Source organism: Jiella pacifica, from assembly GCF_010500815.1.
GTDB lineage: Bacteria > Pseudomonadota > Alphaproteobacteria > Rhizobiales > Rhizobiaceae > Jiella > Jiella pacifica.
This window is the reverse complement of sequence record NZ_JAAAMG010000005.1, coordinates 34,984-50,591: the sequence shown is the minus strand read 5'-3', so window position 1 is coordinate 50,591 and position 15,608 is coordinate 34,984. Positions and strand designations below refer to the sequence as shown.

Annotated in this window: 9 protein-coding genes and 2 riboswitches; of the genes, 2 read left to right on the top strand and 7 right to left on the bottom strand. The window is 68.8% G+C overall.

Features of this window, described 5'->3' with window-relative positions:
• Positions 1-13 precede the first annotated feature (13 nt).
• Positions 14-1,432, bottom strand: coding sequence for an MATE family efflux transporter (locus GTK09_RS07790; protein WP_163462492.1), 1,419 nt, complete (start codon positions 1,430-1,432; stop codon positions 14-16).
• Between the two features lie 322 nt (positions 1,433-1,754).
• On the opposite strand from GTK09_RS07790, the gene betC reads away from it, so the two are divergent.
• Positions 1,755-3,269, top strand: coding sequence for a choline-sulfatase (betC, locus tag GTK09_RS07785; RefSeq protein WP_163462491.1), 1,515 nt, complete (start codon positions 1,755-1,757; stop codon positions 3,267-3,269).
• A gap of 195 nt (positions 3,270-3,464) precedes the next feature.
• Here the strand turns inward: betC and GTK09_RS07780 are convergent, their stop codons facing one another.
• Positions 3,465-5,906: a methyl-accepting chemotaxis protein gene (locus GTK09_RS07780; RefSeq protein WP_312869711.1), complete on the bottom strand. Its 2,442-nt coding sequence runs from the start codon at positions 5,904-5,906 to the stop codon at positions 3,465-3,467.
• A 274-nt stretch (positions 5,907-6,180) separates the two neighbouring features.
• Positions 6,181-6,272, top strand: a riboswitch (glycine riboswitch).
• Positions 6,273-6,382, top strand: a riboswitch (glycine riboswitch).
• A 37-nt stretch (positions 6,383-6,419) separates the two neighbouring features.
• On the opposite strand from GTK09_RS07780, the gene GTK09_RS07775 reads away from it, so the two are divergent.
• Positions 6,420-7,709 (top strand): D-amino acid dehydrogenase, encoded by a 1,290-nt coding sequence (locus tag GTK09_RS07775; RefSeq protein WP_163462490.1) that lies wholly within the window; start codon positions 6,420-6,422, stop codon positions 7,707-7,709.
• 385 nt (positions 7,710-8,094) lie between these two features.
• On the opposite strand, the gene GTK09_RS07770 is transcribed toward GTK09_RS07775, so the two are convergent.
• From GTK09_RS07770 to GTK09_RS07750, 5 genes are all read right to left on the bottom strand, one after another.
• The gene (locus GTK09_RS07770; protein WP_163462488.1) at positions 8,095-8,841 is read right to left on the bottom strand and encodes an adenine nucleotide alpha hydrolase family protein; all 747 of its coding nucleotides are present in this window, start codon (positions 8,839-8,841) and stop codon (positions 8,095-8,097) included.
• Positions 8,838-10,070 (bottom strand): electron transfer flavoprotein subunit alpha/FixB family protein, encoded by a 1,233-nt coding sequence (locus GTK09_RS07765; RefSeq protein ID WP_163462487.1) that lies wholly within the window; start codon positions 10,068-10,070, stop codon positions 8,838-8,840. The genes GTK09_RS07770 and GTK09_RS07765 overlap by 4 nt, the downstream gene beginning before the upstream one ends.
• Positions 10,067-12,016, bottom strand: coding sequence for a DUF3483 domain-containing protein (locus GTK09_RS07760; RefSeq protein ID WP_163462486.1), 1,950 nt, complete (start codon positions 12,014-12,016; stop codon positions 10,067-10,069). Before GTK09_RS07760 ends, GTK09_RS07765 begins: the two co-directional genes overlap by 4 nt.
• Positions 12,017-12,086: 70 nt before the next feature.
• Positions 12,087-14,141, bottom strand: a complete 2,055-nt coding sequence (locus GTK09_RS07755) for an NADH:flavin oxidoreductase (RefSeq protein WP_163462485.1) — start codon at positions 14,139-14,141, stop codon at positions 12,087-12,089.
• Positions 14,142-14,481: 340 nt separating this feature from the next.
• Positions 14,482-15,597: an FAD-binding oxidoreductase gene (locus tag GTK09_RS07750; RefSeq protein WP_163462484.1), complete on the bottom strand. Its 1,116-nt coding sequence runs from the start codon at positions 15,595-15,597 to the stop codon at positions 14,482-14,484.
• Positions 15,598-15,608 lie beyond the last annotated feature (11 nt).

Sequence of the window (15,608 nt, the reverse complement as noted above, 5' to 3'; positions counted from 1 at the left end):
GCGCCCCGCCCGCTCAGCCGCTCACCAGCCCATACTTCTCCCGCCGGACATAGCGCCAGTTCATCATCGCCGCCGCCGCAGCCAGCCCCGAGGCGAGGCCCCACCAGATGCCGGGGCCGCCAAGTCCGAGCGGGAAGGCGAAGACATAGGCGATCGGCATGCCGACCAGCCAGTAGCTGATCAGTGCCATCACCATCGGCACGCGGGTGTCCTTCATGCCTCTGAGGACGCCGGCGCCGACCGCCTGCAGCGCGTCGGCGATCTGGAAGACCGCGGCGACGAAGAGCAGCGGCACGGCGGTGGCGAGCACCTCCGCCGAATTGGCGTTGCCTTCGTCGAGATAGAAGCCGACCAGCCCCTCCGGCCACAGCCAGAACAACACGGCGGCGCAGAGCGCGATCGCCCCGCCGATGAGGATGGCCGTGTCGCCCGCCCGGGCGAGCGCGATCCTGTCCTGCCGACCATGGGCGATGCCGACGCGCACCGAAGCGGCATTGGCGAGCCCCAGCGGAATCATGAAGGAGATCGAGGCGATCTGCAGCGCGATGCCGTGGGCGGCAAGCGGCACCGTGCCGAGCCAGCCCATCATGATCGAGGAGGTGGCGAACAAGCCGACCTCGGCGATGATCGTCGCCGAGATCGGCAGCCCGAGGCGAACCACCTCGAAGAAGGCCGGCCAGTCCGGCCGCCAAGCCCGCGCATAGAGTTCGTAGCGCTTCAGCCCCGGCGCGAACACGCTGTAGCCGACGAGGAGGCCGGCCATCAGTATGTTCGACAGGAGCGTCGCCATCGCCGCGCCGACGATGCCCAACGCCGGCGCGCCGAGATTTCCGAAGATGAAGATCCAGTTGAAACCGGCATTGGCCAGCGCCCCGGCGACGATTACCGACAGCATCAGATAGGCCCGGTTCACCACCGTCAGATAGGCCCTGAGGCTGAGGATGATCAGCGCCGGGAACATCGACCACTGGCCGATGACCATGTAGTCGCCGGCAAGCCGCGCGGTCTCCGGCTCCTGATCGAGGGCGAGGAGGATCGGCTCGATCAGCGCCAGCGGAACCATGACGATCGCCCCGTAGAGAACCAGCACCCAGACGCTCATGCGGATGGAGCGGCGCACGCCGCGCGCGTCGCCCCGGCCCTCGGCGCCGGCGGCGAGCGGGATTGCGGCATGGGCGAAGCCCGCGCCGAAGATGAAGACCAGGAAGAAGGCCTGGGTCGCCAGCACCGCTGCGGCGAGTTCCGTGGCGCCGAGCCAGCCGACCATCACCGTGTCGGTGACGTTCATCGTCACCTGGGCGAGCTGCACCCCGATCAGCGGCAGGGCGAGCGACACCGTCGCGCCGGCATGGCCGAGCCAGCTCTGACCAGCTCCGACCGGCGACGCTGCGTCGGCAGTCTCATCCGGCGCGATCTGATTGTCCTGCAGCATGATCCCCGCATCCTTCCGAGGGCGCTGTAGCTGCTGACATCGCTGAAATCCAATCAGAATCGGCGATGGGGCCGATCTCTCCCGCAGATGCGGCCTCTTCCTGCAGGCCCCGATCGGGCTGCCCTGGGCGCTCCGGCGATGCGATCTCAAGATCGGCGGCGACCTCCCGCGCCTTGGGCGCTCGGGCTGTGCCCGTCCCAAGAGCCGGGATCTCCCGGCGAAGGCAAAATCCCACCCCATTGCGGGCGGCGGTCCTGGCGCGTTATGCCGCAGGGGCCGTCACGAGATGCCTCTCCAACGCCTTGCCGGAAAGATCGCCCTCATGAGCCGCCCGAACTTCCTCATCATCATGGTCGACCAGGCCAATGGAACGCTGTTTCCCGACGGGCCGGCCGATTTCCTTCACATGCCCCATCTCAAAGCCCTGGCGGCGCGCTCGACCAGGTTCCAGAACAGCTATACCGCGAGCCCGCTCTGCGCCCCGGCGCGGGCCTCCTTCATGTCCGGCCAGCTGCCGTCGCGTACCCGTGTGTATGACAATGCGGCGGAGTTCCAGTCGGCGATCCCGACCTATGCCCACCATCTGCGCCGCGCCGGCTATCACACCTGCCTGTCCGGCAAGATGCACTTCGTCGGGCCGGACCAGCTGCACGGCTTCGAGCAGCGGCTGACGACGGACGTCTACCCGGCCGACTTCGGCTGGACGCCGGATTATCGCAAGCCCGGCGAGCGGATCGACTGGTGGTATCACAATCTCGGATCGGTCACCGGCGCCGGCGTCGCCGAGATCACCAACCAGATGGAATATGACGACGAGGTCGCCTTCTTCGCCGAGCAGAAGCTGTTCGACCTGTCGCGCGGCCACGACGATCGGCCATGGGCGCTGACCGTCTCCTTCACCCATCCGCACGACCCTTATGTCGCGCGCAAGAAATTCTGGGATCTCTACGAGGGCAGCGCCCATCTCGAACCGGAGGTCGCGCCGATCCCGCTCGATGCGCAGGACGCTCACTCCAGGCGCCTCTACGCCGCCAACGATGCCGCGAAGTCCGAGATCACGGCGGAAGACGTCCGCCGGGCGCGGCGCGGCTACTTTGCCAATCTCTCCTATATCGACGAGAAGATCGGGTCACTGCTCGACGTCCTGAAGCGCACGCGCATGGACGAGAACACCATCGTCGTCTTCGTCTCCGACCATGGCGACATGCTCGGCGAGCGGGGCATGTGGTTCAAGATGTGCTTCTACGAGGGCTCGGCCCGCGTGCCCCTGATGATCGCCGCGCCCGGCCTCGACCCCAAGCGCGTCGAGGAGCCGGTCTCGACCATCGATCTGACCCCGACCCTTTGCGACCTCGCCGGCATCGAGATGGGCGGCATTATGCCCTGGACCGACGGTCACTCGCTGGTGCCGATGGTGAACGGGGAAAAGCGCCCTGAACCGGTCTTCATGGAATATGCCGCCGAGGGCTCCTACGCGCCGCTGGTGTCGATCCGCGAAGGGCGGTGGAAGTTCAACCATTGCGAAATCGACGCGCCGCAGCTTTTCGACCTCGCGGCCGACCCGCAGGAACTGACGAACCTTGCCGGCGATCCGGCTCATGCCGGGACGCTGATGGCCTTCGAGGAGAAGCTGCGGGCGCAATGGGACATGGCCCGCTTCGACGCCGAGGTGCGCGAGAGCCAGGCCCGCCGCTGGGTGGTCTACGAGGCGCTGCGCAACGGCGCCTACTACCCCTGGGACCACCAGCCCCTGCAGAAGGCCTCGGAGCGCTACATGCGCAACCACATGGACCTCAACGTCGTCGAGGAGAACGCACGGTTTCCGCGGGGGGAGTGAGGGCAATTCCAGTCGGGTCTTGCTATTGGCTTCGGTCTGGAGTTCTGCCGTGGCGGCGCCAAGGGAACCCCCCTCTGCCCTGCCGGGCATCTCCCCCACAAGGAGGGAGATCGGCAGCCGCGTCGAATAGGCAATCGTCGGACGAGCGTGGAAACGACGGCAGCCGGTCAGCGTCCAGCGCAACCTCGACCGCGCTCAGAACTCCTCCCAGCCATCCACGTCCTGCGTCGCCCTGGGCTGGGCCGCCACCACTGCGGCGCCGCCGGAGCGGGGAGCGGGGCGGCGGGGTGGCGGGGCGTTCCAGAGGACGGTGTCGTCGTCCGTGCCGTCCGCCGACGCCTCGATGAAGGATGCGGGCCTCGAGGGCTGGCGCGAATGCGCGGGCCGCTCGGCCTTGCGGGATCCGCCGCCCTTCGTCCCGACGAAATTGCGGATGAGCACCGCCAGCGTCTCGTTCTCGGCCTTCAACTGCTGGGCGGCGGCGGTGGTCTCCTCGACCATGGCGGCGTTTTGCTGGGTGGCCTTGTCCATCTGGTCGGCGGCGCTGGAAACCTCCTTCAGGTTCGCAGCCTGATCCTGGGCGCGCTTGGAGATCTCGGCGACGAGGCTGCTGACCTCGGCGACCTTTGCGACGATGGCTTCCAATGACTTGCCGGACGCGGTGACCAGCGACACGCCTTCCTTTACCTGGCCGTTCGAGGCGTTGATCAGCCCCTTGATCTCCTTGGCCGCATCGGCCGAGCGCTGGGCGAGGCCTCGCACTTCCTGGGCGACGACGGCAAAGCCGCGGCCGGCCTCGCCGGCCCGCGCCGCCTCGACGCCGGCATTCAGCGCGAGAAGATTGGTCTGGAAGGCGATCTCGTCGATGACGCCGATGATCTTGACGATCTTCTGGGACGACTGGTCGATCGCCGACATCGCGCCGATCGCCTTGCCGACGATGGAGCCGCCTTCGCCGGCGGTATCCCGGGCGGTCGCCGCGGCCCGCTCCGCCTGTCGGGCCCCTTCGGCGGTCTCGGCGACGGCGTTGGAGACGTCGCCGAGCGACGCGACGGTCTGTTCGAGATTGGCCGCCTGCTGCTCGGTGCGCCGGGCGAGATCGTCGGTCGCCTCGAAGATTTCCGACAGCCCGGTCGAGAGCGAGGCATTGGCGATGTGCAGCGAGGAGAAGGTCTGCTCGAGATTGACCGCCAGCCGGTCGAACCGTTTGCCGACATGGGGAACGGTCTGCAGGCTTTCGGCGATCCGCGTCGTCAGTTCGCCGTCGGCGAGGCGGTCGAGGCCGGAGGCGACGAGGTCGAGATCGGCGTCGATCCTGGCGCGTTCGGCCGCGAGCGCGGCGGTCGCGTGCTCGATCTTCTCGCTTTCCTCGCTCCGGAGGATGTCGGCCGAGGCCGCCGCCGCCGCGTCGTGGTCGCGGCTTCGCGCCTCGATCGCGACCACCGCCCGGGCAATGTCGCCGATCTCGCCCTTTACCCCGGCCTCGACGAGCGGTTCGGCCGCCTCGTCATCGCCTCTCTCCTTGAGAGCAGCGGCGAGGCGGGCGAGCGGCGCGGCCGTCCTGCGGGCCGCGACGAGGCCGCTGACAAGGGCGACGAGCGCGATCAGGAGGCCGCCGGCGAGCGCCATTCGGCCATGCGATGGCAGGAGGGAGCCCGGCAAGGAATCATGCACTTTGCTCTCGGCCTTGCCATCGTCTGTGTCGACGCCTGCCGCCGCGGTGGCGGCGCTCTCCGTGACGACCGGCGTCACGTTCCTGATCGTCGTGGGCGAGGTGGCGGCGGAGCGAAGCGCCGAAACACTTTCGGCCACCTGCCGCGGCGCGCTGACGAGCAGGCCGGAGCGCAGGCTGCGCATCTTCGCCGCGAGGTCCTTGGTGGCGGCGAGCTTTTCACCATAGTCCTTCATCAGCGAGAGTGACTCGCGGGCCCGTTCGAGCTGCGCCGGGTCTGTCATCAGCTTGGTCATCGCCGCATGGCGGCCGGCCGCCTCGTTCAGCTTCGACTGGGCGACGTCGAAGGCGGCGCGCTCGTTGGTGCGCAGGAAGCGCTCGGCCGAGACCAGGCTGGCGTTCAGCGATTCGAAGGTCGCCGTCGCGTGATAGAGCGCCTCGATGTCGAAGGCCCGCCAGGCGAGCTTGATCACGTCGGACATCGCCGCGACGGCGAGCGGCCCGGCCTCGGCGACGGCCGCCGTCGCGTTGGTCTCGCCCTGCCGCAGGCCGTAATAGGTATCGATGGCCGAGCGCCACGAGGCGAGGTTGGTTTCGAGCCGCTTCCACGCCGCGCCGCGCGCGCCACTCGCATCGACCAGCGCCCGGTCCGCGGGATCGAGTTCGGCAAGCGCGCCCGCCGCCGTCTGGTAGCGGTCGTAGCTGTCCTTGGCGCCGTCCTCGACATAGTCGACGGCGGCGAGACGCAGGCGTTCGAGATCTGCGGCCGCACGGTCGGCGAAGACGCTTATCGGCGCCGGTCCGTCGGGCGCGGCGGGACGCTCGACGGGTTCCGGGGAGATGGCTGGAGCCACGGCGACCGGGCGGGGGGCGTCGACCATCACGAACTCGGCGGCAAGACCCAGCGCGATCGCGAGGATCGCGACCGGCAAGAATGCGACGATGATCTTGGCCTTGATGCCCACTCTGGTCTGTTCTCTTCTCGCCCGTCGCGGAAAATGTCGGTTTGCCGATGGCGGCCTGGTTTCCCGCAGCGTCGCTCCCACAGGCTTTTCCGAGGGCCGGCGTTGCGGTCCAGGACGAGCTTTACGCCGGGGACATGGACTGACGCTTGCCACCGTGGCGAGGCGGATGTGGGTGCCATCCCGGCAGCGGGCCTTGTTCTGCATGGCAGCCATGCAAAAATTCGAGGCTCCGTCGTCATTGTCCCGCAAGGTCTCCGGGGTTACAGTCCCGGCATCGACGAATACGGGAGAGACCGGCTTTCGAAGCCGGCGCCGAAGGAGCAACCGCCCCGGAAACTCTCAGGCAAAAGGGACCGTTTCGTCCAGTAAAGTCCGAAGAGTGGCGGCCCGCATCGGGTCGTCCGCCGAAGGAGAAAGCCTTGCCGGAGTTCGTCCGGGCAAGGTGAAGCTCTCAGGCTCATGACGGGAGGGGCAAGCACGGATCTCCGCGACAACGCGGGAGAAAGGCTCGTCATGACCTCCATCGCCGTCATCGGCGCCGGCATCACCGGCATCACCACCGCCTACAAGCTTCTCGCTCGCGGCTTCGACGTCACGGTCTTCGACCGCCAGCCCTATGCCGCGATGGAGACCTCCTTCGCCAATGGTGGCCAGCTTTCGGCCTCCAACGCCGAAGTGTGGAACCAGCCGTCGACCTTCCTCAAGGGCATCAAGTGGATGCTCACCAAGGACGCGCCGCTTCTCGTCGATCCCAAGCCCTCCTGGCACAAGCTCTCCTGGATGGCCGAATTCGTCCTGGCGGCGCGCAACTACGAACAGAACACCATCGCGACGACGAAGCTCGCCATCCAGGCGCGCGAGCATCTTCTCGGCATGGCCGAGCGCGAGGGCTTCACCTTCGACGTCGAAAAGCGCGGCATTCTCCACGTCTATGAGGAAAAGAGCGAATTCGCCCACGCCGCCAGGGTGAACGGGCTCTTGGAGAAGGGCGGCCTGAAGCGCGTCGCCGTCGGCCCGGAAGAGATCGCCGCCATCGAGCCGACCATCCGCGGCAACTTCGTCGGCGGCTTCTTCACCGAATCCGACTTTACCGGCGACATCCACAAATACACCCGCAACCTCGCCGACGCCTGCCGGCGCCACGGCGCCCGGCTGAAGTTCTCCGCCGACGTGACGCGGCTCGCCTCCCATGGCGAGAACGGCGTCGAGGTGTTTTCGCGCCCGGTGGGCTCGCGGGAAGCGTCGAGCCCGGAGCGCTTCGACGCCATCGTCGTCTGCGCCGGCGTCGCCAGCCGGAAGTTCGCCCGCGATCTCGGCGACCGGGTCAACGTCTATCCGGTGAAGGGCTATTCGATCACCGTCAATCTCGCCGACGAGGAGAGCCGGGCCGGCGCGCCGATGGTCAGCCTCCTCGACGACCACGCCAAGATCGTCACGGCAAGACTGGGTCCCGACCGGCTGCGGATCGCCGGTACGGCCGAGTTCGCCGGCGAGAACCGCGACATCAAGGACGCGCGCATCCGCCCGCTCACCGAATGGTGCCGCAAGCGCTTCCCCGACGTTTCGACCTCTTCGGTCATTCCCTGGGCCGGTCTTCGCCCGATGATGCCGAACATGATGCCGAAGGTCGGGCGCGGCCGGCATGCCAACGTCTTCTACAATACCGGCCACGGCCATCTCGGCTGGACGCTGTCGGCGATCACCGCCGAGATGATCGCCGGCGAAGTGGCGGCCGCGAAGGCCCGCCAGCCGCGCCGGGCGGCGTCCGAAGCGCAAGGGGGCCTGGCGACGCACGGGGTTTGAGGCGCCTGCGTCAGGTCGCCTCGGCCTAACGCGGTTGCGTTGTTGCCGGCACGGGCGCTTCCCGGCTAGGTCGGCGCCCGGGCACCCCCTTCTGGCTTGCCAGCCATCTCCCCCTCGAGGGGGAGAGCGATCTCGCATCTGCGCTCCGCAAGCCTTCAAACGGCAAATCTGGCGCAAATGCCGAAGGTGCGAGCGCGACGATGACGCGCCTGATCTCCCCCTTGTGGGGGAGATGTCCGGTAGGACAGAGGGGGCGAGCCGCGGCAAACCTTGCCGCCCACAACCCGCGCCGAGACCCCGGCAAAAACGTCAAAGATGACGCGGCAGGACAGAGGGGGGCCAGCCGCCGCAAACCTCACCGGTGACCGCCCGCCAATACCGGGCGCTACCCCTGCCCATACCGCCGGATGCCGTTGTCCTCCAGATAGGCGAGGATCAGCCGTGCGGCCTCCTCGGGATCCGGGCCGACATGGAGGTTCGCCCCGCCGCTGGCGGTGCCGGCCGTGCGCATCAGCTTCGGCCGGGCCCGGTGTGGGCGCTCCCCCGCGTCGACATCGACCGGCACCTCGGAGACGTCGGCCGCATGGCGCCGGATCTCGCCCCGCCGCATCCGGCCGAAGGCGAAGGGCAGCGGCGGCGGCGCCAGCGGGTGGACGGTGACGATCGCCGGCAGGCGGATCGTCACCCGGCGCCGCGCGCCCTTCGCCATCGCCTGATCGACCACCAGCGTGTCCGACGCCTCGCCCGGCCGGAGCGCCACGGCGTCGGCGAGGATCGGCAGGCCCAGCGCTTCGGCCAAGAGATAGGGCACGAGACCCGTGTCGAGCCCGCCTTCGCCGCGCCGGCCGCAAAGGACCAGCGCGGGCGGCTCGTCGCTCTTGAGGGATGTCGCGAGGAAGGCGGCGAGCGCCGGCAGCGGGTCTTCGCCCTCCGGCGCCTCGATGACGTCGAGGCCGCAAAGCCCATGGCCGAGACCTGCCGAAACGCCCTCTTCGCCCGGTCCGACATGAAGTCCCTGCGGGCTTTCGTCGAGTTCGGCCGCGAGGCCGATCGCCTGGGCTTCCAGCCGCGACAGCTGCGCCCGTCCGGAGACGGGGTTTCTCGCATCGGACAGGAGCACGACCGTCTTCATGTCTCGCGCTCCTGCAACAGCTTCAGCAAGGCCGGCATGACCAGCTGCGCGTCCTGGACGATGGCGAGCCCCGCCCGCTCGATCATCGCGGCGTGCAGGTCGGTGTTGACGGCGATGACGTGTTCGCAGCCGGCGATGCCCTGCAGATGCTGCGGGGCGCCCGAAATGCCGAGGGCGAGATAGCAGTCGGCGGCGAGCACCGTGCCCGATGCTCCGACCTGTGCCGTCCGCGGCATCAGCCCCGCGTCGCAGACGACGCGGCTCGCACCGGGCGTCCCCTTCATCGCTGCGGCGAGATCGCGGAAGGCAGCAAAGTCGCTGACGCCGTTGCCGGCCGAGACGACGAAGTCGGTCTCGCTCAGGGAGAGCTTGGCCGGGTCGCCGGGAACGATCTCGACCGAAAGGATCGCGGGGTCGGCGGGCGCCGTTGCCGGCCCGCCTTCGATCTCCCGCGCCTCGCAAGGCACGGCTTCATAGGGTTTGGCGCGGTCCTCGCCGAGGGTCATCAACCGGGGCGGGGCAAGGCCGATCTCCGCGCCTCTATTGCGGATCGCGCGCACGGCCTGGCGTGCCGTCAGGTGCTCGACATTGGCAAACAGCGGCTCGCCCAGCGCCACCGAAAGTCGGCGGGCGCAATCGGCCCCGTCTCCCTCTTCGGCGAGGAGGACGTGGCGCGGCGCGAGCCTGTCGACCGCAGCCTTCAGCGCCGCGGTCCGCCCCCTCTGCGTCGCCGCGCGCGGGAGGTGGAGAAGGCGGTCCGCGCCCGCCTCGCCGAGCCCCTCGACGCTTTCCGGCGCGACCGCGACGACCGCTCCGCCGCCGTCGCCGGCGTCCGCCAGCAGCCTTGCCGCGCCAAGCACCTGCCGGTCGAAGCGCGACAGACGCCCGCCCGCCGTCTCGACGACCGCGAAGACCAGGAAGGCCGGCTCGTCGATCACACGCAAGGCCGGCTGGCCGGGGCTGATGTCGGTGGCATCCAGCGTCTCGCGGGCCCGAGCGAAGCGCACGGCCTCTGCGCGGTTCATCTGTCGCTGCGAGCGGTCGTAGCGCTTGCGCTCGCCATCGGTCTCGCCCGCGAGGCTCGCCGCCCATTCCCGCCAGGGGTCCCGCCGCATGCGGCCGGAAACGGGGAGCGTTTCGCGGCGGCCGAAGTCTAGGCGCGTTCGGCCGCGGCTCTCGACCGTTCGATTATCGCGCTCGGCGCGTGGATCCCTGCGCGGCCGGCTCATGCGGGTTCAAGCTCCCGTGCCGCCGCTGCGCCTGCGGGCTTCCTTCGCCCGGCCTCGATCGCTTCCCACAGAAGCTCCGCGACGTCCTTCACCTCCGGCCGTTCGCCGGTGACGCCTTCCAGCATCGCCGTGCATTGCGGGCAGGCGACGGCCACCGTCTTCGCCCCGGTCTCCTTCACCTGGCCCATGCGGATGTCGGGAATGCGGGTGTCGCCGGGAACGTCGGCCGAGGGCGCGCCACCGCCGCCGCCGCAGCACATCGAGCGCTTGCCGGATCGCGCCATCTCGCGGCGCTCCAGGCCGAGGGCGTCGAGCAGCGCCCGCGGCGCTTCGACCTCGCCATTGTAGCGGCCGAGATAGCAGGGGTCGTGATAGGTGATCGTACGCCCGGCGAGCGAGGCCGGAGCGAGCCTCCCGCTTTCCACAAGTTCGGCAAGGAAGGCCGTGTGGTGGACGACCTTGTAGGCGCCGCCGAAAGCCGGATATTCGTTGCGGATGACGTGCAGCGCGTGCGGGTCGGCGGTGAGGATACGGCCGAAGCGGTAGCGCGACAGGGTTTCGACATTCGCCCGCGCCAGCCGCTGGAACGTCGCCTCGTCGCCGAGCCGGCGGGCGAGATCGCCGCAGTCGCGCTCCTGGCCGCCGAGCACGGCGAAGTCGACGCCGGCGGCGTTCAATGTCTGGATCAGCGCCTTCAGCGTCCGCTGGCCGCGCAGGTCGTAGGCGGCCTGACCCAGCCAGAGCAGCACCTCCGCCTCGCCCTTTTCGACGATCCGGGGCAGCGACAGGCCGGCGGCGAAATCCGTCCGCTCGAACAGCGGCCGCCCGTTCGGCTCGTCGCAGCCGCGATAATGGGCGAGGGGCTCCTCGGCCTTCATCGGGACGGCGCCGCGTTCCAGCGTCTGGAAGCGCCGGAGGTCGACGATCGCATCCACATGCTCGATCATCATCGGGCATTCCTCGACGCAGGCCCGGCAGGTGGTGCAGGACCACAAAGTATCCGGGTGGACGAGTCCCTCCGGCGAAACGATCGCCGTGTGCGCCCCGGCCGCGCCGCCGGTCGCCCGCTCGTTCGGATAGGGCTGGCCGGCATAGGCCCGGGCATGGCCGCCGCCTGACGCCGCCGCGAGATCGGCGATCAGATGCTTCGGGCTCAGCGGCTGGCCGGCGGCAAAGGCCGGGCAGGCGGCCTCGCAGCGCCCGCATTGGACGCAGGCGTCGAAGGCGAGGAGGCGGTTCCAGGCGAAATCGGCCGGCGTTTCGGTGCCGAGCTTTTCCGCGTCGAGGTCGAGGGGGCGAAGCCCGGTCGCTTCACCCTTCGCAGCCTCAGGGTCGAAGCGCTGCGGCCGCGGATGGGCGACGAGATGGGTCGCGCCGGCCAGGGCATGGCGCATCGGGCCGGTCGCCGTTGTGGCCGCTAGGGCAAGACCGGCTGCCGCGGTCGGAAAGAACAGCAGAAGCGACAGCACCGGCAGCGGATTGCCGAGTGCTGCGAGAACCGTCGTGAGGAGGCCGCAGACGGCGAAAACGCCGAGATAAACGGGCAGCCGCTGCCACCGTCCGAGCGACAGTCGCGGCAGCGCCCGCGGATAGCGCCGCTGCGTTTCGAGGACGACTCCGGCGGTCATGACCATGAAGGAGAGGGCGACGAGCGCCCAGTAGAGGTGCGAGGCTGCCAGGGCGGGTATGAGGCCGAGGACGAGAAGACCCGATGCCAGAACCAGCCCACCAGCGGTCGGCACATGCATGCGGGAGGCCGACCTGTCGCGGTCGACGACATGGTGGACATCGACGAGATAGCGCCGCGGCAGCGCCTTCAGCCCGGCAATCCAGTCGACCGCGGCGGGTCGCCCCTGGCGCCAGAGCATGACGCGCCGACCGATCTGGATGGCGGCGACGATGATCATGGCCACAATCAGCCAGGGGAGGAAGGCGGCGGCGGTCATGGGGAGACTACCGGATGGGGCGCCTGCCCCGCTGCCTTTGCCAGCTGCGCCATGCCTCGCGCGCGCACCCTCAGAGATCCTTGCACAGGCGCAGCGCGTCGTAGATCGCGGCGTGGATGTTGCGGCCGGCGACGGCGTCGCCGATGCGGTAGAGGGTGTAGCCCGGCTCGGATCCAGCGCCGTTGATCTCGCAGGGCTGCGGGCTGCCCGCGACGATCGCGTGGTCGTCGGTCAGCCCCTTGTTCTTGGCCTTGTCCTTCAGGGCGAAGTGCAACCCGTCCACCGGCAGCGTGCCGTAGTCGACGACGACCGCATCCACCACCCGCTCTTCCTCCGCATCGGTCATGGTGTTGCGGATCGCGGCGATCAGCCGGTTGCCTTCGGGATAGATCTCGATCAGCTCGGAATTCGGCGTCATCAGGACGCCGAGCTTGTAGAGTTCGCGCAGATGCACCGGCTGGTTGGTCGGGCCGATCTCCTCGCCGATCATCCGGTCGTGGGTGACGAGTTCGACGAGACAGCCCATCTTCGCCAGCACCTCGGCGGTGGAGGCGGCGTTGTGGCCGCCGATCTCGTCATAGAGGAGCACCGTGCCCGAGGGCTGCGAGCGGCCCTCCAGCACGTCCCAGGTTGTGACGGCGTGCTCGAAGCCCCTGGCCTCACCCTTCTGCGGCAGGCCGCCGGTGGCGACGATGACGATGTCGGGGAAAAGCGCCGCGATCTCGGCTTCGGTCGCTTCGGTATTGAGGCGAATGTCGACCCCGAGCTTCGTCACCTGGCCGACCAGCCAGCGGGGAATGCCCGACAACGCCTCGCGCCACGTCGCCTTCGAGGCGACGTTTACCTGGCCGCCGAGCCGGTCTGATTTCTCGAACAGGGTCACGGCGTGGCCGCGCTCGGCCAGCACCCTTGCTGCCTCCAGCCCGCCGACGCCGCCGCCGACGACCACGGCGGTCTTCTGCCGCTCCGCCCGCTCGATGACGTGGGGCATCGTCGCCTCGCGCCCGGTGGCGGCGTTCTGGATGCAGAGCGCGTCGCCGCCGACATAGATCCGGTCGATGCAGTAGCCGGCGCCGACACATTGCCGGATGTCGTCGGCGCGGCCCTCGGTGAGCTTCTTGACGAGATGCGGGTCGGCAATGTGGGCCCGCGTCATGGCGATCATGTCGACATGGCCCTCGGCGACGGCCCGGGCCCCGGTGGCGAGGTCGGTGACCCGCTGGGCGTGGAAGATCGGCACGTCCACCTCGCGCTTGATCGCCGAGGGGAGCGGCAGGAACGGCGCGACGGGGAACGACATGTTGGGCAGGCAGACCGCATGGGCGATGTGGTCGCGCGCCTGGCCGCCGACGACGTTGAGGAAGTCGACGAGGCCGCGCGAGGCGTATTCTGCCGCGATGGCGACACAGTCCTCGTGGGAGAGCCCGCCCTTCAGCATCTCGTCGCCGGACATGCGCATGCCGATGACGTAGTCGTCGCCCACCGCCTCGCGCATCGCCGACAGCACCTCGATGCCGAAGCGCATGCGGTTTTCGGGCGAGCCGCCGTATTTGTCGGTGCGGTGGTTGGAGTTCGGCGACCAGAACTGGTCGACCAGATGCCCGTGGGCGGCCGAGATCTCGCAGCCGTCCAGCCCGCCCTCCTTGCAGCGCCGCGCGGCGGCGGCGAAATCGGCGACGATGCGGTCGATCTCCTCCTGCTCGAGGGCCTTCGAGATCGCCCGCGACGCCGGCTCGCGAGTGACGGAGGCCGACTTCACCGGCAGCCAGTGCTCGGTGTCCCATTTGGTCCGACGGCCCATATGGGTCAGCTGGATCATCAGCTTGGCGCCGTGCCGGTGGATGCGCTCGGAGAACTCCCGGAAGAACGGCACGACCGAATCGTCCGCCACGGAGATCTGGTTCCAGGGCGCCGCCGGGCTGTCGATCGACACCGAGGACGACCCGCCGAACATCGTCAGCCCGATGCCGCCCTTGGCCTTTTCCTCATGATAAAGCTGATAGCGCTGCTGCGGCTTGCCATCCTTGCCGTAGGACGGTGCATGGCTCGTCGACATCACCCGGTTGCGGATGGTCAGGCCCTTGATGGTCAGGGGCTTCAGGAGAGCTTCGGCATTGGCGATCATGGGTGTGGGCCCTCCTGCGTTATGGTGCTTGCGGTTCGAAGGCGTTGCGGTAGCCGGGTTTCTGCTGGTGCGGCTTCTTCGTGCGTCCACGCGCCGTTGCCGAGAAGGTCAAGCACCGACCGATGGTGCCCGTCCGCCCCTGGATTGTCGGGACGGGGCCCGAGAATGACGACGCGTTGGTGGTGTCACCCGCCCTGACACGTCCGTGGCAGTCTCGATGCTGCAGGAGGAGGCGCCGATCCCCCCATCCCGATCGTCATCCTCGGGCTTCGTCCCGAGGATCCAGAGGAACGTCGAGCGCCGACCTGCCAGCCCTCCGATCACCATGGCGCCCACCAGATCACCGCTCGATCACCAGATCCGTCTTCGGCCGCGAGCAGCAGAGCAGCGCCATGCCGGCGTCGATCTCCCTTTGCCGAATGCCGCCGCCGTGCTTCATCTCGACCGAACCCGAGGTGAGCTTCGACTTGCACGTCCCGCAGAGCCCCTTGGAGCAGGAGGAGGGCAGGCGCATGCCGGCGCGGCGGGCCGCCTCCAGCACCGTCATCCCCTCCGGGCATTCGATGGTGCGCCCGGTCTTGGCGAACTCCAGCTGGAACACCCGAACGCCGGAATCGATTTCCTCCGTCGCCTCGGTGATCTCGTCCTGGGCGGCCTCGGTGAAGTCGTCGAAGTTGAAGCTCTCCTGATGGTAGCGGCTCATGTCGAAGCCGGCTTCCTTCAGGGTGGTCTTCACCGCCCGCATGAAGGGCGCCGGGCCGCAGACGAAGACGGTGCGGTCGCGGAAATCCGGGCAGATCATCGCCAGCTTCGCCCCGTCGATGCGGCCGCGATAGCCGCTCCAGGTCTCCCGCGGCGCATCGTCCTCGACGATGAAGGTCGGGCGGATCGAGCGGTTGCGCTTCGCCATGAAGTCGAGCTCGTCGCGAAAGACGATGTCGGCCGGCGAGCGGGCCGCATGGACGAAGGCGATGTCGGAGATCAGCGCGAGATCGAAGGAGGCCCTGGTCATCGACATCATCGGCGTGATGCCGGAGCCGCCAGAGATGAAGAGATACTTCGTCGCCTGCATGCCCGACCAGGAAAAGACGCCCATCGGCACGGTCGCCTTCAGCATCATGCCCGGCTGGAACTCGTCGTGCAGCCAGTTCGACACCGGCCCGCCGGGCACGCGCTTCACGGTGATCGCCACGGTGTCCGGCCGGGTCGGCGGCGAGGAGATCGTGTAGCAGCGGTGGATGATCTCGCCGCCGATCTCGAATTCGAAGGTCAGGAACTGGCCCGAGACGAATTCGAATTGCCGCCGGTGCCGCGGCGCGAAGACGAAGGTCTTGACGTCGTGGGTCTCCTCGCGCACCGCGCGGCAGATCAGGACGTCGTCCTCCTCCGGCTCCCAGCGGAAGTAGCCGGTGGGAACCGGGGCCGAGGCGGCGGCTTTCGGGACGGGAGCATCCATGGCGGCGAGCC

Excerpts from the sequence above, each read along its gene's own strand:
- GTK09_RS07760 (WP_163462486.1), bottom strand. The coding sequence starts at position 12,016 with ATGACCGCCGCCGCCTTCCTCCCCTGGCTGATTGTGGCCATGATCATC.
- GTK09_RS07770 (WP_163462488.1), bottom strand. The coding sequence starts at position 8,841 with ATGAAGACGGTCGTGCTCCTGTCCGATGCGAGAAACCCCGTCTCCGGA.
- GTK09_RS07750 (WP_163462484.1), bottom strand. The coding sequence starts at position 15,597 with ATGGATGCTCCCGTCCCGAAAGCCGCCGCCTCGGCCCCGGTTCCCACC.
- GTK09_RS07775 (WP_163462490.1), top strand. The coding sequence starts at position 6,420 with ATGACCTCCATCGCCGTCATCGGCGCCGGCATCACCGGCATCACCACC.
- GTK09_RS07765 (WP_163462487.1), bottom strand. The coding sequence starts at position 10,070 with ATGAGCCGGCCGCGCAGGGATCCACGCGCCGAGCGCGATAATCGAACG.
- betC (WP_163462491.1), top strand. The coding sequence starts at position 1,755 with ATGAGCCGCCCGAACTTCCTCATCATCATGGTCGACCAGGCCAATGGA.
- GTK09_RS07790 (WP_163462492.1), bottom strand. The coding sequence starts at position 1,432 with ATGCTGCAGGACAATCAGATCGCGCCGGATGAGACTGCCGACGCAGCG.
- GTK09_RS07755 (WP_163462485.1), bottom strand. The coding sequence starts at position 14,141 with ATGATCGCCAATGCCGAAGCTCTCCTGAAGCCCCTGACCATCAAGGGC.